We start from the raw sequence: 15,385 nt of genomic DNA, 5'->3' as shown, positions 1-15,385 counted from the left end.
AACAGGAAATCCTGAGTTGAATATTATTTCATGAACCCTTTGTAATGCCTTTTCACAAGTTGTGATTCAAGCTGTTTCATCGTTTCAAGGGCAACCCCGACGACGATAAGCAAGCTTGTTCCTCCAATTTGAAGGGACTGTGGAAGGCTAGCCAAGTTTATGAAAAGAATTGGCATGACTGCAACGACAGCTAGAAAAATCGAGCCGACAAATGTCAGTCTATACAAAGTGCTTGTTAAATAATCTTGCGTGTTTTGACCTGGACGAATGCCAGGAATATACGCGCCTTGTTTCTTCAGATTATCTGCCATGTTTTCCGGATTCACTTGAATGAATGCATAGAAATACGTGAAGGCAAGAATGAGTGCTACATACAAGATCATCCCGATCGGTTCATTGTAATCAAATGTCCGCGCGATGAATTTCGTAACACTGTTTTCTCCAAAGAAATTAGCAATTTGTTGTGGTGTAATGAAGAACGCCACCGCAAAGATTACTGGAATAACTCCTGCAGCATTCAATTTCAATGGCAAGTGAGTTTGTTGTCCAGCCGACGATTGTTGACGACCAGTCATGCGTTTTGCATATTGAATTGGAATTTTACGAAGTGCTTCTTGTACGTAAATCACTCCGACGATGATTGCTAATACAACAATTAACAACAATACCATCATTGCAATACGGATATACAACGCGTCACCCGCATCTTGAATTTGGGATGCATACAACTGTGACAATGACGTTGGAATTGCTGAGACAATTCCCGCAAAGATAATAATGGAAATCCCATTACCAACACCTTTTGCAGTAATTTGCTCACCAAGCCATAGCAAGAAAGAAGTACCCGCAGTTAACACAATCGCAATTACTACATATGTAGCAATTCCTTCATCTTTAATCAACGTACCACCAAACATTTGGTTGAATCCAAATGACATAGCAATCGCTTGAATGAAAGCAAGAACGACTGTGAAATATCTTGTAAATTGCGCAAGCTTCCGTCTACCGACATCGCCTTGCTTCGCCCATTCAGTAAACTTCGGAACAACATCCATCTGCAATAATTGCACAATGATGGAGGCAGTGATGTACGGCATGATTCCCATCGCAAAAATGGAGAACTGACCTAACGCACCACCACCAAATGTGTCCAAGAGGTTAATGAATGAGTTGTTTGACTGTTGTAAAGCCGTGGCATCAACGTTTGGGACTGGAACGAAAGATCCTAGTCTGAATACGATGAGCACTAGTAGTGTGAAAATGATTTTAGACCTGATATCTCTAACGCGCATAAAGTTGGAGATTGTCTGAAACATTAAATCACCTCAGTTTGCCCGCCCGCTTTCTCGATCGCTTCTTTTGCAGAAGCAGAGAATTTATGAGCTTTGACAGTAATCTTTTTCTCAAGAGTCCCATTGCCAAGAATCTTAATTCCTGATTTTTCATTGCTCACGATTCCAGTTTCAATCAACAATTCAGGTGTAACTTCGGTACCTTCGTCAAAACGGTTAAGTACGTCCAAGTTCACGATTGCGTATTCTTTACGGTTAATGTTCGTAAATCCACGCTTCGGAAGTCTTTGGAAAAGTGGAATTTGTCCACCCTCAAATCCAAGACGAACGCCTCCGCCAGAACGAGCGTTTTGCCCTTTATGACCTTTACCGGAAGTTTTCCCTGTACCGGAACCGATTCCACGACCAATGCGTTTACGTGATTTACGTGCGCCTTCAGCTGGTTTCATCTCGTGTAATTTCATCTTATCGGCACCTCCTTATTCTGAAAATCTAACTTATTGTTCTTTAACAGTGACTAAGTGGCTTACTTTATTGATCATGCCACGAATCGCAACATTGTCTTGATGCTCAACTGTTTGATTCATCTTACGTAGACCGAGAGCTTCAACTGTTTTACGTTGTGCCGGCTTTGCGCCGATGACACTTTTCGTAAGGGTGATTTCAAGTTTGTTTGCCATTGTGTTTCCCCCCTTAACCTAACAGTTCTTCTACGGATTTACCGCGCAATTTAGCAACGTCTTCAGCGCGTTTCAAATTCTTCAATCCTTCAATTGTAGCACGAACCATGTTAATCGGTGTGCTTGATCCTAAGGATTTTGAAAGGATATCCGTGATGCCTGCAAGTTCAAGTACCGCACGGACAGGTCCTCCGGCGATTACTCCTGTACCAGGTGCTGCAGGTTTGATAAGGATTGTTCCTGCACCAAAACGTCCAAGGATTTCGTGCGGAGTCGTTCCTTTAACCATTGGTACTTCGATTAAGTTCTTCTTCGCATCTTCGATCGCTTTACGGATCGCATCTGGAACCTCTTGTGCTTTACCAGTTCCGAAACCGACACGGCCGTTTTTATCACCGACAACGACAAGTGCTGTAAAGCGGAAACGACGTCCACCTTTCACTACTTTCGCTACGCGGTTGATCGTTACTACGCGTTCTTCGAATTCACTTCTATTCTGATCATTACGACGCATGAAATATGTCCCTCCTTCTTAATTAAAATTCCAGACCATTTTCGCGTGCTGCGTCTGCAAGAGCTTTAACACGGCCGTGAAATAAGTATCCGCCACGGTCGAAAACAACCGATTTGACATCTTTTTCAACGGCTTTCTTCGCGATCATTTCGCCAACTTTAGCTGCTGCTTCAGCATTCGCTTTAGAGTCCATTTCGAACCCTTTATCCATAGTGGAAGCACTAGCAATCGTTACGCCAGTTACGTCATCGATTAATTGTGCATAGATATGTTTGTTTGAACGATAAACATTCAAGCGTGGACGCGTTGAAGATCCGCTGATTTTCGTACGCACACGTGCGTGACGTTTTTTACGGACAGCGTTCTTATCTTGTTTCGTAATCATCGTGGTCACTCCTTCCGAATGCCTAAGCGGCATTATTTACCTGTTTTACCTTCTTTACGACGGATTTGTTCGCCTTCGTACTTAATACCTTTACCTTTATAAGGCTCTGGTGGACGTACTTTACGAATGTTCGACGCTAGAGCACCAACACGTTCTTTATTAATACCGCGAACGATAATTTTTGTATTGGCAGGAACTTCAACTTCAATTCCTTCTTCCGGTGTGAATTCAACCGGGTGAGAGTAACCAACATTCAATACTAGTTTTTTGCCTTGAAGTTGAGCACGGTACCCAACCCCGATCAATTCTAGTGTACGTTCGAATCCTTTAGATACACCAACAACCATGTTGTCTAAAAGTGAACGAGTTGTTCCGTGCATGGAACGGTGTTCTTTAGAATCAGAAGGACGAGTCAACGTAATGATGTTGCCTTCTTGTTCGATTTTAATATCAGCGTTAAATGTATTTGTAAGTTCGCCTTTAGGGCCTTTAACAGTAACTTGGTTATTATCAGCGATTGTAACCGTTACGTTTTCAGGTACCTCGATTGGGCGTTTACCAATTCGGGACATCCTATTGCACCTCCATTCAATTGTTACGGATTACCAAACGTAAGCTACGACTTCTCCGCCTACTTGTTTTGCACGTGCTTCCTTATCAGTAAGGAGACCGTTTGACGTGGATACGAGGGCGATACCTAGGCCATTCAAAACTTTAGGTACTTCATTCGTTTTTGCGTAAACGCGAAGACCAGGTTTTGAAATACGTTTAAGACCAGTGATAACACGCTCGTTGTTTTGACCATATTTAAGGAAAATGCGGATAATGCCTTGTTTGCTATCTTCCACATATTCAACATCGCGAATGAAACCTTCACGCTTTAAGATTTCTGCGATTTCTTTTTTCATGTTTGAAGCAGGTACTTCAAGCTTCTCGTGGCGAACCATGTTCGCGTTACGGATGCGTGTAAGCATGTCTGCAATCGGATCACTCATTGTCATTACATTAACCTCCTTCCCAAGTTAGGGGATTACCAGCTTGCTTTTTTGACGCCAGGAATTTGTCCCTTATATGCGAGTTCGCGGAAACAAATACGGCAAAGTTTGAATTTGCGATATACAGAATGCGGACGACCACAGCGCTCGCAACGTGTATAATCTTGAACTTTGAACTTTGGCGTACGTTTCTGTTTTGCGATCATTGATTTCTTAGCCACGTTTTCGCCTCCCTTTAGTTTACTTTTGGAACGGCATGCCGAACTGCGTTAATAACTCACGTGCTTCTTCATCGGAGTTAGCAGTCGTAACGATGACGATATCCATTCCGCGTACTTTAGATACTTTATCGTAGTCGATTTCAGGGAAAATTAGCTGTTCCTTCACACCAAGTGTGTAGTTACCGCGACCATCGAATGATTTTTTAGAAACACCACGGAAGTCACGTACACGCGGAAGTGAAACTGCAATCAGCTTATCCAGGAATTCGTACATGCGCTCACCACGAAGTGTTACTTTAGCTCCAATCGGCATTCCTTCACGTAGACGGAAACCAGCGATTGATTTCTTCGCTTTTGTAACAACTGGCTTTTGACCGGAAATGATTGTTAGATCTTCCACTGCCGCGTCAAGTGCTTTAGAGTTCTGAACAGCATCACCAACACCCATATTGATGACGATTTTTTCTACTTTAGGTACTTGCATTACTGAACTATATTCAAACTTGCTCATTAGAGCAGGTGTGATTTCTTTTGAAAACTTATCTTTTAATCGGCTCATCAGTTGGACCTCCTTTCATCCATTACTCATTTATCCAGCGCTTCACCGGATTTTTTAGCAATACGAATCTTCTTGCCATCTTCGATTTTGTATCCAACGCGAGTAGGCTCGCCTGTTTTAGGATCGATTGGCATGACATTAGATACATGGATAGCTGCCTCTTGGCTGATAATTCCGCCTTGAGGATTTGCTTGGTTCGGTTTCGTATGTTTCTTTACGATGTTGATACCTTCAACAAGCACGCGATCCTTTTTGGGGAAAGCAGCTAAGATTATGCCGGTCTTACCTTTATCTTTTCCGGTGATGACCATAACTTTATCGCCTTTTTTAACGTGCATTTTATCGCACCTCCTTGATTGGCACTGTCATGTAATTAAAGAACTTCTGGAGCAAGTGAAATGATTTTCATGAAGTTGCTGTCGCGTAGTTCGCGGGCAACAGGTCCGAAAATACGTGTTCCACGTGGACTCTTGTCATCACGGATGATAACACATGCGTTTTCGTCAAACGTAATGTAGGAGCCATCTTTACGACGCACCCCGCTTTTTGTACGGACGATAACAGCTTTGACAACTTCACCTTTCTTGACAACGCCACCAGGTGTTGCTTTTTTCACTGTTACAACAACGACATCACCGATGTTTGCAGTTTTACGACCTGTTCCACCTAGAACTTTAATCGTTAACACTTCACGTGCACCTGAGTTATCGGCAACTTTCATACGACTTTCTTGTTGAATCATTGAGGCTACCTCCTCTCGGAATTTACTTTCCGAACGATATTAGATGATGACCGCTTTTTCGACTACTTCAATGAGGCGGAAACGCTTTGTAGCTGAAAGTGGACGAGTTTCCATTATGCGAACTACGTCGCCGATTTTCGCTTCATTAAGTTCATCATGGGCCTTGAATTTTTTAGAGTACTTTACACGTTTGCCGTATAAAGAGTGTTTTTTGTGTGTTTCTACCATTACGGTAACCGTCTTATCCATTTTGTCAGATACGACACGGCCTGTGTACACTTTGCGCTGGTTACGCTCAGTCATGGCTGCAACCTCCTTCATCAGTTATTTGCACTGATCTCTCTTTGACGTATTACAGTTTTCATGCGCGCAATCGATTTGCGAACTTCACGGATGCGTGCAGTGTTTTCTAATTGTCCTGTCGCTAATTGGAAGCGAAGGTTGAAAAGCTCTTCTTTCAGTGATTTTACCTTTTGCTCGATTTCTGCAGTTGTCAAGTCACGGATTTCTTTAGCTTTCATTAGACTCACCACCAATTTCTTCTCGTTTTACAAACTTGCTCTTAACCGGCAGTTTGTGAGATGCGAGGCGTAGAGCTTCACGAGCAACTTCTTCTGACACACCTGCGATTTCGAACATTACACGACCTGGTTTTACTACTGCAACCCAGCCTTCTACAGCACCTTTACCGGAACCCATCCGGACTTCAAGAGGCTTTTTCGTATATGGCTTATGTGGGAAGATGTTGATCCAAACTTTACCGCCACGTTTCATGTAACGTGTCATTGCGATACGAGCTGATTCGATTTGTCGGTTTGTAACCCAACCAGATTCAGTTGATTGAAGACCGAATTCACCGAATTGAACAGATGCTCCGCCTTTAGTAGTTCCGCGCATTTTACCACGGAATACACGACGATATTTAACGCGTTTAGGCATTAACATAATTAGTTGCCTCCTTCCTCAGAGTTCTTCTTCACTGGAAGGACTTCTCCCCGGTAGATCCATACTTTTACGCCAAGCTTACCATATGTAGTGTCAGCTTCAGCGTGTGCATAGTCGATGTCTGCACGTAATGTATGAAGGGGAACAGTACCTTCACTATAATGTTCCGCACGAGCGATATCAGCACCGCCAAGACGTCCGGATACTTGTGTTTTAATTCCTTTTGCACCAGAACGGATTGTACGTTGAATTGCTTGTTTTTGTGCACGACGGAAAGATACACGGCTTTCTAGTTGGCGAGCAATTGATTCTGCAACCAATTTCGCGTCTAGATCAGCACGCTTGATTTCTACGATGTTGATGTGTACACGCTTGCCAGTAATGTTATTCAAAGCGTTACGAAGTGCTTCTACTTCAGAACCGCCTTTACCGATAACCATACCCGGCTTCGCAGTGTGAATTGTAATATTGACACGCTTTGCAGCACGCTCGATTTCCACTTTGGAAAGTGCAGCGTCAACTAGGCGTTTTTCGATATATTCACGGATTTTTAAGTCTTCGTGTAAAAGGTTTGCATAGTCTTTTTCAGCATACCATTTAGAATCCCAATCACGAATGACACCAACCCGTAAACCATTAGGATGTACTTTTTGACCCACGAATTACCCCTCCTTCTTTTCGGATACCACTACAGTGATGTGGCTAGTACGTTTATTGATCGCACTTGCACGGCCTTGTGCACGTGGACGGAAACGTTTCATTGTTGGACCTTCATCAACGAATACTTCGCTGACTACAAGATTCTCAACATCCATTTCATAGTTGTGTTCAGCATTAGCGATTGCTGATTTCAATACCTTTTCTACAACCGGAGATGCCGCTTTAGGCGTCAGGCGTAGAATCGCGACAGCTTCACCGATTTTCTTGCCCCGGATAAGATCAACGACCAAACGGACTTTGCGAGGAGCAATACGGACTGTGCGGGCAGTAGCTTTTGCTTGTTGCATCAGATTAACCTCCTCTCAATTAACGTCTTGTTTTCTTATCGTCAGCGCCATGACCTTTGTATGTGCGCGTAGGTACGAATTCACCTAGTTTGTGACCAACCATATCTTCAGTCACATAGACAGGTACGTGTTTGCGTCCGTCGTAAACTGCAATCGTCAATCCGATGAAAGATGGGAAGATTGTAGAACGGCGTGACCAAGTTTTAATGACCTGCTTTTTCTGTGCATCTTTTTGAGCATCGACCTTTTTCATTAGATGATCATCTGCAAAAGGTCCTTTTTTCAAGCTGCGGCCCATGTAGAAACCTCCCTCCGTGATGATCGTACTACGGTCCTTTCAACGAACCGCAGTGTCACCACATTATTTTTTACGGCGACGAACAATAAGTTTGTCGGATTTGTTGTTTTTCTTACGTGTTTTGTAACCAAGAGCTGGTTTACCCCAAGGTGTAACAGGGCTTGGACGACCGATTGGCGTACGTCCTTCACCACCACCGTGTGGGTGATCGTTAGGGTTCATGACAGATCCACGTACAGTTGGGCGTTTACCCATCCAACGAGAACGACCTGCTTTACCGATGTTGATCAATTCGTGTTGCTCGTTACCTACTTGACCGATTGTAGCGCGGCAAGTTGATAAGATCATACGAACTTCTCCTGATTGTAGACGGATGATGACATATTTGCCTTCACGACCTAGTAGTTGTGCAGAAGTTCCTGCAGAACGTACCAATTGTCCACCTTTACCAGGTTTTAGCTCAATGTTATGGATAGTAGAACCCATTGGGATGTTTTCAAGTGGTAGTGTGTTACCTACTTTGATATCCGCTTCTGGACCTGACATTACTGTCATTCCTACTTGTAATCCTTTTGGAGCTAGGATGTAACGTTTTTCCCCATCAGCATAGTTGATTAGGGCAATGTTTGCAGAACGGTTTGGATCGTATTCGATCGTAGCAACGCGTCCTGGAATGCCATCTTTCCGACGTTGGAAATCGATGACACGGTATTGGCGCTTGTGGCCTCCACCTTGGTGACGAACAGTCATTCTACCTTGGTTGTTACGTCCGCCTTTACGCTTGAGTGGTTCAAGCAATGATTTTTCCGGCTTTGTAGCTGTAATTTCAGCAAAGTCAGAAGAAGTCATGTTACGACGTCCGTTGGAGGTAGGTTTGTATTTCTTAATCGCCATTTGTGTTCCCTCCTTCGTTTATTTACGTTTCAATTACATTTCGAAAAGTTCGATGTCTTTAGAGTCAGCAGTCAATGTAACAATCGCTTTACGACGTTTGTTAGTGTATCCTGCATGTTTGCCCATACGCTTGAACTTACCTTTGTAGTTCTGAACGTTGACTTTCTCTACTTTTACTCCGAAGATTTCTTCTACAGCTTGCTTAACGTGTGTTTTGTTAGCGCGCGTATCTACTTCGAAAGTGTATTTCTTATGTTCCATTTGTTCTGAAGAACGCTCGGTAATGACCGGACGTTTTAGTACATCACGTGCTTCCATTAACCAAGCACCTCCTCAATTTTCTGTACAGCATCTTTTGTTACAACAAGGTTGTCATGTGCAACGATGTCAAGAACGTTGATGCCGTTAGCAGTAACTACGCTAACTCCAGGAATGTTACGAGCAGACAATGCTACCGCTTCATCTAAATCAGCTGTTACGAATAACGCTTTTTTATTGATTGAAAGGTCTTTAAGAACTTTCGTGAATTCTTTTGTCTTTGGTGCATCGAATGTAAGGCTATCTAACACGATGATTTCTTCATCGCGAACTTTCGTAGAAAGCGCAGATAGAAGTGCCAAACGACGAACTTTCTTAGGAAGCTTGTAGCTGTAGCTTCTTGGAGATGGTCCGAATACGATACCGCCTCCACGCCATTGTGGTGAACGGATTGAACCTTGACGTGCACGACCAGTTCCTTTTTGGCGCCATGGTTTACGGCCACCACCAGCAACTTCCGCGCGAGTTTTTGCTTTATGATTACCTTGGCGTAACGATGAACGTTGTTGAACCAAAGCTTCAAATAATACAGCTTCATTTGGCTCGATTCCGAAGATCGCTTCGCTCAATTCGATATCGCCAACTGAAGAACCTGTTTGACTTAGTACGGATACTTTAGGCATTTTTGTTTCCTCCTTCCTTAAGAATTAGTTCCCTTTAATTGCGCTTTTCACTTGGATAAGTGATTTACGTGCGCCTGGAACGTTACCTTTGATTAGTAGCAAGTTACGCTCAGCGTCAACTCGTACGATTTCAAGGTTTTGGATCGTAATTGTGTCTCCACCAGTACGTCCTGGTAATTTCTTCCCTTTGAATACACGTTGTCCGTCAACCGCACCTAGTGAACCTGGTGCACGGTGGAAACGAGAACCGTGACTCATTGGTCCGCGTGAGAATCCGTGGCGCTTAATAACACCTTGGAACCCTTTACCTTTTGATACTCCTGTAATATCGACAATATCGCCTTCTGCGAATGTATCGACTTTGACTTCCTGACCAACTTCGTACCCATTAACGTCTCCGCGGAATTCGCGAATGAAGCGCTTAGGTGCCGTTTCAGCTTTAGCAACGTGTCCTTTTTCAGGTTTGTTTGCTAGCTTTTCACGTTTGTCGTCGAATCCAAGCTGGATTGCTTCGTAACCGTCCGTTTCAATAGTCTTCTTTTGAAGAACTACGTTTGGAGCAGCTTCAATCACAGTTACTGGAATGAGATCGCCGTTTTCAGCAAAAATTTGCGTCATACCGACTTTTCTCCCTAAGATTCCTTTGGTCATTTGTCACACCTCCTGAATTTGATTAGTTTTATTTTTATCAATTAAAGTTTGATTTCAATGTCAACGCCAGATGGTAAATCAAGTTTCATTAACGCATCAACAGTTTGTGGTGTTGGGTTAACGATATCGATTAGACGTTTGTGCGTACGCATTTCAAACTGCTCGCGCGAATCTTTGTACTTATGTACCGCACGAAGTACTGTATAAACAGATCTTTCAGTTGGAAGAGGTATCGGACCTGATACGCTTGCACCTGAACGTTTTGCTGTTTCTACAATTTTTTCAGCTGACTGATCAAGAATTCTGTGATCATATGCTTTTAAACGGATACGAATCTTCTGTTTTGCCATTACTTTCCCTCCTTTTCGCCTATTTTCTAGACATTCTCCACGAAAATTTCCCACACACATGCCATGGCAAAGCGGCCGGGTGTGTCGGCAACCTCTCGCTTCATCGCAGTCAAAGACCAACATTCAACATTATACACAAGGAAATAGAATCTCGCAAGTCTTTTGGCGAAATTCTTTCTCAAGCTTTTTTATTATAATAGGATATATTATTTTTTTCAACTGTTATGAGGGAGTAAAGATTGGAAATACGCGATTCGCTGCGTAATTTGATTGCTATTCAACTTGTCCAAGTTGAATTAGCTTCACACAAATGATACTTAATTTAATCAGTAGAATGAATGCAATGATACATACGCTAGATAGGAATTTACACTGCGCACCACCATTGAATAATCTAAAGCATTTAAAGTAAGGAGGAATATAGATATTAGATTGACGAAGAGTTGATCATGATTGCGTTCGACAGCGCGTAAAGAGGAGATAATGCTTTTTATTTGTAGCTAGTGTTTTTTCAAATAAACCGCATAATTCTTTAATTCTCCGCAAAATTTGTTAGATTTCAGCATATTTAGCTAGAAGAGCGCATAGTACTGTAGTTTTCCTCATATTACTGCAAAACGCCGCAATACTTGGAATCACTCAGCGTACTAGCGAGATGCAGCGGAATTCATATAGATGCTTTGACTTTTTAGTAAGGGTATTCTTTCGCGATATGATGATTTAGGTAAAAGTTGGCTTCGATGACTATTGTTTTCTTATAGAAGAACGGTAGATGCTTGTGTTGCTTGGTTCTTTAAAGACTGACTAAGAAAATAGCGCTTAATAGATTCAATCAAACATTTTGCTAGTACCGCGCGGCAGTTGGTTGATCGGTAAATTCTCTGGTCGCGCTAAATGGGCTTTGACAAATTAACGGTTTGGTTGGAGAGGAATACTAATATGGAAGGATTTTGAGGGGTTATGCGGTGTTTCCTGTGGTTATGCTGTGTTCTGAGGAGTTTATGCCGCGTTTAAGATGATTATGCGGTGTTCTGAAGAGTTTTGCCGCGTTCGAAGTGATTATGCGGTGTTCGGAGGAGTTTTGCCGCGTTTGAAGTGATTATGCGGTGTTCTGAGGAGTTTTGCCGCGTTTGAAGTGATTATGCGGTGTTCTGAGGAGTTTTGCCGCGATTGAGACGATTATGCCGCGTTACAGAGAAATATGCGGCGTTTGATGCGAATATGCTGCGTTACAGAGAAATATGCTGCGTTTGATGGGATTATGCCGGGTTACAGGGGAATATGCTGCATTTGATGCGATTTTGCGGCGTTCTATGGAAATATGCTTTGCATGAGGCGAATATCCGACGTTCCTAGAAAATACATTGTGATTTTATTGATTATAAGTCAATCGAAAAAGTTTCGTGCTTACTAGCATGTGTAATGAAGAATCTATGGAACACGCTAATCATTCGAAAACAAAAAACCCCGCATATGCGGGGTTTTAGTTTGAAAAGGATTACTTTTCGATTGTTGCTACAACGCCAGCTCCAACTGTACGTCCACCTTCACGGATTGAGAATTTAGTTCCTTCTTCAATCGCGATTGGAGAGATTAGTTCAACTGTCATTTCAACGTTATCGCCAGGCATAACCATTTCCACGCCTTCTGGAAGTTGGATGATACCAGTTACGTCAGTTGTACGGAAGTAGAACTGAGGGCGGTAGTTAGAGAAGAATGGAGTGTGACGTCCACCTTCTTCTTTTGATAGAACGTATACTTCTGATTTGAATTTAGTGTGTGGTGTGATTGTACCTGGTTTAGCAAGTACTTGACCACGTTCGATGTCTTCACGTGCTACACCACGAAGAAGTGCACCGATGTTGTCTCCAGCTTCTGCATAGTCAAGAAGCTTACGGAACATTTCAACACCTGTTACAGTTGTTGATTTTGGCTCTTCAGTCAAACCGATGATTTCAACTACATCGCCGACTTTAACTACTCCACGCTCTACACGTCCAGTAGCAACTGTACCACGACCAGTGATTGAGAATACGTCCTCAACTGGCATCATGAATGGTTTTTCAGTGTCACGTGGTGGTGTTGGGATGTACTCGTCAACAGCGTTCATAAGCTCAACGATTTTCTCTTCCCACTCAGCTTCACCTTCAAGAGCTTTAAGAGCAGAACCTTTGATAACTGGTAGGTCATCGCCAGGGAACTCATACTCAGATAGAAGGTCACGGATTTCCATTTCAACTAGTTCAAGAAGTTCTTCGTCGTCTACCATGTCACATTTGTTCATGAATACAACAAGGTAAGGAACACCTACTTGACGTGAAAGAAGGATGTGCTCACGAGTTTGTGGCATTGGGCCGTCAGCTGCAGATACAACTAGGATCCCGCCGTCCATTTGTGCTGCACCAGTGATCATGTTTTTAACATAGTCAGCGTGACCTGGGCAGTCAACGTGTGCGTAGTGACGAGTTTCAGTTTCGTACTCGATGTGTGAAGTATTGATTGTAATACCACGCTCTTTTTCTTCTGGAGCGTTGTCTACGTCAGCGTATGATTTCGCTTCTCCACCCATTCTTTTTGAAAGAACTGTTGCGATTGCAGCAGTCAAAGTTGTTTTACCATGGTCAACGTGACCAATTGTTCCGACGTTAGCATGCTGTTTGGAACGATCGAATTTTTCTTTACCCATTATGGAATTCCTCCTTAAAAATATGAATGTTTTTAGCTTTATTGGTATGGATGCTGAAGAGAAAATTCCCTTCAACTATCCATATCTTACAAGTAATCATCTAGAGAAACAAGGATGAATTGTTATTATGCACCTTTATTTTTCTTGATAACTTCTTCTGCAATTGATTTCGGTACATCTTCGTAGTGATCGAATGACATGGAGAATACTCCACGACCTTGCGTGTTTGAACGAAGAGCTGTTGCATAACCGAACATTTCTGCAAGTGGAACCATTGCACGAACAACTTGTGCGTTACCACGAGCGTCCATACCTTCCACGCGACCACGGCGTGACGTGATGTCACCCATGATGTCGCCCAAGTATTCTTCCGGAATGATTACTTCTACTTTCATCATTGGCTCAAGAAGAACTGGGTTACATTTTGCAGCGGCATTTTTAAGTGCCATGGAAGCAGCGATCTTGAACGCCATCTCGTTGGAATCGACATCGTGGTAAGAACCATCGAAAAGACGAGCTTTAACGTCGATTAACGGATAACCAGCAAGAACACCATTGTTTAGTGAGTCACGAAGACCAGCTTCAACGGAAGGAATGTATTCACGAGGAACAACCCCACCGACGATACCGTTCGTGAATTCGAAGCCTTTTCCTTCTTCGTTTGGAGAGAATTCAATCCAAACGTGTCCGAATTGACCACGACCACCTGATTGACGTACGAACTTACCTTCAACTTCCGCAGCGCCACGGAATGTTTCACGATAAGATACTTGTGGTGCACCAACGTTTGCTTCGACTTTGAACTCACGACGTAGACGGTCAACGATGATATCAAGGTGAAGTTCACCCATACCAGCGATGATTACTTCGCCTGTTTCTTGGTCAGTGTGCGCACGGAAAGTTGGATCTTCTTCTTGCAATTTCGCAAGGGCAGTACCCATCTTGTCTTGGTCACCTTTTGTTTTTGGTTCGATTGCAACAGAGATAACCGGCTCTGGGAATTCCATGGACTCAAGGATGATTGGTGCTTTGTCGTCACAAAGTGTGTCACCTGTTCCAGTATCTTTTAAGCCGACTGCAGCTGCAATTTCTCCAGCATGTACTTCAGCGATCTCTTCACGGTGGTTTGCGTGCATTTGAAGGATACGTCCTACACGCTCACGCTTACCTTTTGTAGAGTTCTTTACATAAGAACCTGATTGAAGAACACCAGAGTATACGCGGAAGAATGTAAGCTTACCAACGTAAGGGTCTGTCATAACTTTGAATGCCAATGCAGAGAATGGCTCTTCATCGCTAGCATGACGCTCTTCTTCTTCTTCAGTATCAGGGTTGATACCTTGCATTGAAAGGATATCAGTTGGTGCTGGTAAGTAATCGACAACAGCGTCAAGTACTAGTTGAACACCTTTATTTTTGAATGCAGTACCGCAAACTACTGGATAGAATTCTACCGCTAGAGTCGCTTTACGGATTGCAGTTTTGATTTCTTCTACTGAAAGCGTTTCGCCGCCAAGGTATTTTTCCATAAGATCTTCATCGAAGTCAACAACTGCTTCAATTAACTTCTCACGGTACTCTTCAGCTTGTGCTTGATATTCTTCAGGAATATCGCCCACTTCAACGTTCATACCCGTATCATCCGGATAGAAGTTTGCTTTCATTTCGATCAAGTCGATAATTCCAGAGAATGTATCTTCTGAACCGATTGGAAGTTGGATTGGATGTGCATTTGCTTGCAAGCGATCATGTAGAGTGCTTACAGAGTAAAGGAAATCCGCACCTGTCTTGTCCATTTTGTTTACGAAAACTAGACGTGGTACGCCATAGTTTGTCGCTTGACGCCATACTGTTTCTGTTTGCGGTTCAACACCCGATTGAGCGTCAAGTACCGTTACAGCACCATCCAATACACGTAGAGAACGTTCAACTTCAACTGTGAAGTCAACGTGACCCGGAGTATCGATGATGTTTACGCGATGGCCTTTCCAACTAGCTGTTGTCGCAGCAGATGTGATTGTGATTCCACGCTCTTGCTCCTGCTCCATCCAGTCCATTTGGGAAGCACCTTCGTGTGTTTCTCCAATTTTATGGATCTTACCTGTGTAATAAAGGATCCGCTCAGTCGTTGTTGTCTTACCAGCGTCGATGTGAGCCATGATACCAATGTTACGAGTATTCTCAAGGGAGAACTCTCTAGCCATTTTGTATAACTCCTTCCGTTT

General features: G+C 43.1%; 24 protein-coding genes. All 24 read right to left on the bottom strand.

The window, feature by feature from the left end; translation table 11 throughout:
- Positions 1-23: 23 nt before the first annotated feature.
- The 24 genes from secY to fusA all read right to left on the bottom strand — a co-directional run bounded on the left by secY (position 24) and on the right by fusA (position 15,364).
- Complete coding sequence (gene secY / locus NRI27_RS09145; protein ID WP_317943666.1) at positions 24-1,316, bottom strand: preprotein translocase subunit SecY; 1,293 nt, start codon at positions 1,314-1,316, stop codon at positions 24-26.
- Entirely contained in the window at positions 1,316-1,756 is a 441-nt protein-coding gene (gene rplO, locus NRI27_RS09140; protein ID WP_317943668.1) for a 50S ribosomal protein L15, read from the bottom strand. The genes secY and rplO overlap by 1 nt, the downstream gene beginning before the upstream one ends.
- A gap of 33 nt (positions 1,757-1,789) precedes the next feature.
- On the bottom strand, positions 1,790-1,972 hold the full coding sequence (gene rpmD / locus NRI27_RS09135; protein ID WP_317943670.1) for a 50S ribosomal protein L30: 183 nt from the start codon (positions 1,970-1,972) through the stop codon (positions 1,790-1,792).
- Between the two features lie 13 nt (positions 1,973-1,985).
- Entirely contained in the window at positions 1,986-2,486 is a 501-nt protein-coding gene (rpsE, locus tag NRI27_RS09130; RefSeq protein WP_317943672.1) for a 30S ribosomal protein S5, read from the bottom strand.
- A gap of 22 nt (positions 2,487-2,508) precedes the next feature.
- On the bottom strand, positions 2,509-2,871 hold the full coding sequence (rplR, locus tag NRI27_RS09125) for a 50S ribosomal protein L18 (RefSeq protein WP_317943674.1): 363 nt from the start codon (positions 2,869-2,871) through the stop codon (positions 2,509-2,511).
- 32 nt (positions 2,872-2,903) lie between these two features.
- Entirely contained in the window at positions 2,904-3,443 is a 540-nt protein-coding gene (gene rplF / locus NRI27_RS09120) for a 50S ribosomal protein L6 (RefSeq protein WP_371390416.1), read from the bottom strand.
- Positions 3,444-3,473: 30 nt separating this feature from the next.
- On the bottom strand, positions 3,474-3,872 hold the full coding sequence (gene rpsH, locus NRI27_RS09115; protein WP_317943676.1) for a 30S ribosomal protein S8: 399 nt from the start codon (positions 3,870-3,872) through the stop codon (positions 3,474-3,476).
- A 29-nt stretch (positions 3,873-3,901) separates the two neighbouring features.
- The gene (rpsN, locus tag NRI27_RS09110; protein WP_020062302.1) at positions 3,902-4,087 is read right to left on the bottom strand and encodes a 30S ribosomal protein S14; all 186 of its coding nucleotides are present in this window, start codon (positions 4,085-4,087) and stop codon (positions 3,902-3,904) included.
- Between the two features lie 19 nt (positions 4,088-4,106).
- Positions 4,107-4,646, bottom strand: coding sequence for a 50S ribosomal protein L5 (rplE, locus tag NRI27_RS09105; protein WP_317943677.1), 540 nt, complete (start codon positions 4,644-4,646; stop codon positions 4,107-4,109).
- A gap of 26 nt (positions 4,647-4,672) precedes the next feature.
- Entirely contained in the window at positions 4,673-4,984 is a 312-nt protein-coding gene (gene rplX / locus NRI27_RS09100) for a 50S ribosomal protein L24 (RefSeq protein ID WP_371390415.1), read from the bottom strand.
- Positions 4,985-5,019: 35 nt separating this feature from the next.
- Positions 5,020-5,388, bottom strand: a complete 369-nt coding sequence (gene rplN, locus NRI27_RS09095; protein WP_317943681.1) for a 50S ribosomal protein L14 — start codon at positions 5,386-5,388, stop codon at positions 5,020-5,022.
- Between the two features lie 39 nt (positions 5,389-5,427).
- Positions 5,428-5,691: a 30S ribosomal protein S17 gene (gene rpsQ / locus NRI27_RS09090; RefSeq protein ID WP_147057446.1), complete on the bottom strand. Its 264-nt coding sequence runs from the start codon at positions 5,689-5,691 to the stop codon at positions 5,428-5,430.
- A 17-nt stretch (positions 5,692-5,708) separates the two neighbouring features.
- Positions 5,709-5,909, bottom strand: a complete 201-nt coding sequence (rpmC, locus tag NRI27_RS09085; protein WP_009499049.1) for a 50S ribosomal protein L29 — start codon at positions 5,907-5,909, stop codon at positions 5,709-5,711.
- Positions 5,899-6,333 carry a 50S ribosomal protein L16 gene (gene rplP / locus NRI27_RS09080; RefSeq protein WP_317943685.1) on the bottom strand — a complete coding sequence of 145 codons (435 nt, stop codon included), beginning with the start codon at positions 6,331-6,333 and terminating at the stop codon, positions 5,899-5,901. Before rplP ends, rpmC begins: the two co-directional genes overlap by 11 nt.
- Positions 6,334-6,335: 2 nt before the next feature.
- Positions 6,336-6,992 (bottom strand): 30S ribosomal protein S3, encoded by a 657-nt coding sequence (rpsC, locus tag NRI27_RS09075; protein ID WP_317943687.1) that lies wholly within the window; start codon positions 6,990-6,992, stop codon positions 6,336-6,338.
- A gap of 3 nt (positions 6,993-6,995) precedes the next feature.
- The gene (gene rplV, locus NRI27_RS09070) at positions 6,996-7,340 is read right to left on the bottom strand and encodes a 50S ribosomal protein L22 (protein WP_317943689.1); all 345 of its coding nucleotides are present in this window, start codon (positions 7,338-7,340) and stop codon (positions 6,996-6,998) included.
- Positions 7,341-7,359: 19 nt separating this feature from the next.
- On the bottom strand, positions 7,360-7,638 hold the full coding sequence (gene rpsS / locus NRI27_RS09065; RefSeq protein ID WP_060203421.1) for a 30S ribosomal protein S19: 279 nt from the start codon (positions 7,636-7,638) through the stop codon (positions 7,360-7,362).
- A 63-nt stretch (positions 7,639-7,701) separates the two neighbouring features.
- Entirely contained in the window at positions 7,702-8,532 is an 831-nt protein-coding gene (rplB, locus tag NRI27_RS09060) for a 50S ribosomal protein L2 (RefSeq protein WP_317943690.1), read from the bottom strand.
- 33 nt (positions 8,533-8,565) lie between these two features.
- On the bottom strand, positions 8,566-8,850 hold the full coding sequence (gene rplW, locus NRI27_RS09055; protein ID WP_371390414.1) for a 50S ribosomal protein L23: 285 nt from the start codon (positions 8,848-8,850) through the stop codon (positions 8,566-8,568).
- Positions 8,850-9,473: a 50S ribosomal protein L4 gene (rplD, locus tag NRI27_RS09050; RefSeq protein WP_317943694.1), complete on the bottom strand. Its 624-nt coding sequence runs from the start codon at positions 9,471-9,473 to the stop codon at positions 8,850-8,852. The genes rplW and rplD overlap by 1 nt, the downstream gene beginning before the upstream one ends.
- 24 nt (positions 9,474-9,497) lie before the next feature.
- Positions 9,498-10,124, bottom strand: a complete 627-nt coding sequence (gene rplC, locus NRI27_RS09045) for a 50S ribosomal protein L3 (protein WP_317943696.1) — start codon at positions 10,122-10,124, stop codon at positions 9,498-9,500.
- Between the two features lie 41 nt (positions 10,125-10,165).
- Complete coding sequence (gene rpsJ / locus NRI27_RS09040) at positions 10,166-10,474, bottom strand: 30S ribosomal protein S10 (protein WP_060203412.1); 309 nt, start codon at positions 10,472-10,474, stop codon at positions 10,166-10,168.
- A gap of 1,498 nt (positions 10,475-11,972) precedes the next feature.
- Positions 11,973-13,160, bottom strand: coding sequence for an elongation factor Tu (tuf, locus tag NRI27_RS09035; RefSeq protein WP_371390413.1), 1,188 nt, complete (start codon positions 13,158-13,160; stop codon positions 11,973-11,975).
- 125 nt (positions 13,161-13,285) lie between these two features.
- Positions 13,286-15,364: an elongation factor G gene (gene fusA, locus NRI27_RS09030; protein WP_371390412.1), complete on the bottom strand. Its 2,079-nt coding sequence runs from the start codon at positions 15,362-15,364 to the stop codon at positions 13,286-13,288.
- Positions 15,365-15,385: the final 21 nt, after the last annotated feature.

Source organism: Sporosarcina sp. OR05, assembly GCF_041414805.1.
GTDB classification, from domain to species: Bacteria; Bacillota; Bacilli; order Bacillales_A; family Planococcaceae; genus Sporosarcina; species Sporosarcina saromensis.
This window is presented reverse-complemented; position numbering and strand designations above follow the sequence as displayed.

Bases quoted from the DNA above. Each gene is read 5' to 3' on its own strand.
- rpsJ (WP_060203412.1), bottom strand. From the start codon at position 10,474: ATGGCAAAACAGAAGATTCGTATCCGTTTAAAAGCATATGATCACAGA.
- rplV (WP_317943689.1), bottom strand. From the start codon at position 7,340: ATGCAACAAGCAAAAGCTACTGCCCGCACAGTCCGTATTGCTCCTCGC.
- tuf (WP_371390413.1), bottom strand. From the start codon at position 13,160: ATGGGTAAAGAAAAATTCGATCGTTCCAAACAGCATGCTAACGTCGGA.
- rplN (WP_317943681.1), bottom strand. From the start codon at position 5,388: ATGATTCAACAAGAAAGTCGTATGAAAGTTGCCGATAACTCAGGTGCA.
- rpsE (WP_317943672.1), bottom strand. From the start codon at position 2,486: ATGCGTCGTAATGATCAGAATAGAAGTGAATTCGAAGAACGCGTAGTA.
- rplW (WP_371390414.1), bottom strand. From the start codon at position 8,850: ATGGAAGCACGTGATGTACTAAAACGTCCGGTCATTACCGAGCGTTCT.
- rplO (WP_317943668.1), bottom strand. From the start codon at position 1,756: ATGAAATTACACGAGATGAAACCAGCTGAAGGCGCACGTAAATCACGT.
- rplB (WP_317943690.1), bottom strand. From the start codon at position 8,532: ATGGCGATTAAGAAATACAAACCTACCTCCAACGGACGTCGTAACATG.
- rpsQ (WP_147057446.1), bottom strand. From the start codon at position 5,691: ATGACTGAGCGTAACCAGCGCAAAGTGTACACAGGCCGTGTCGTATCT.
- rpmC (WP_009499049.1), bottom strand. From the start codon at position 5,909: ATGAAAGCTAAAGAAATCCGTGACTTGACAACTGCAGAAATCGAGCAA.
- rplD (WP_317943694.1), bottom strand. From the start codon at position 9,473: ATGCCTAAAGTATCCGTACTAAGTCAAACAGGTTCTTCAGTTGGCGAT.
- rplF (WP_371390416.1), bottom strand. From the start codon at position 3,443: ATGTCCCGAATTGGTAAACGCCCAATCGAGGTACCTGAAAACGTAACG.
- rpsH (WP_317943676.1), bottom strand. From the start codon at position 3,872: ATGACAATGAGTGATCCGATTGCAGACATGCTTACACGCATCCGTAAC.
- rplR (WP_317943674.1), bottom strand. From the start codon at position 2,871: ATGATTACGAAACAAGATAAGAACGCTGTCCGTAAAAAACGTCACGCA.
- rpmD (WP_317943670.1), bottom strand. From the start codon at position 1,972: ATGGCAAACAAACTTGAAATCACCCTTACGAAAAGTGTCATCGGCGCA.
- rplE (WP_317943677.1), bottom strand. From the start codon at position 4,646: ATGAGCCGATTAAAAGATAAGTTTTCAAAAGAAATCACACCTGCTCTA.
- rplX (WP_371390415.1), bottom strand. From the start codon at position 4,984: ATGCACGTTAAAAAAGGCGATAAAGTTATGGTCATCACCGGAAAAGAT.
- rplC (WP_317943696.1), bottom strand. From the start codon at position 10,124: ATGACCAAAGGAATCTTAGGGAGAAAAGTCGGTATGACGCAAATTTTT.
- secY (WP_317943666.1), bottom strand. From the start codon at position 1,316: ATGTTTCAGACAATCTCCAACTTTATGCGCGTTAGAGATATCAGGTCT.
- rplP (WP_317943685.1), bottom strand. From the start codon at position 6,333: ATGTTAATGCCTAAACGCGTTAAATATCGTCGTGTATTCCGTGGTAAA.
- rpsS (WP_060203421.1), bottom strand. From the start codon at position 7,638: ATGGGCCGCAGCTTGAAAAAAGGACCTTTTGCAGATGATCATCTAATG.
- fusA (WP_371390412.1), bottom strand. From the start codon at position 15,364: ATGGCTAGAGAGTTCTCCCTTGAGAATACTCGTAACATTGGTATCATG.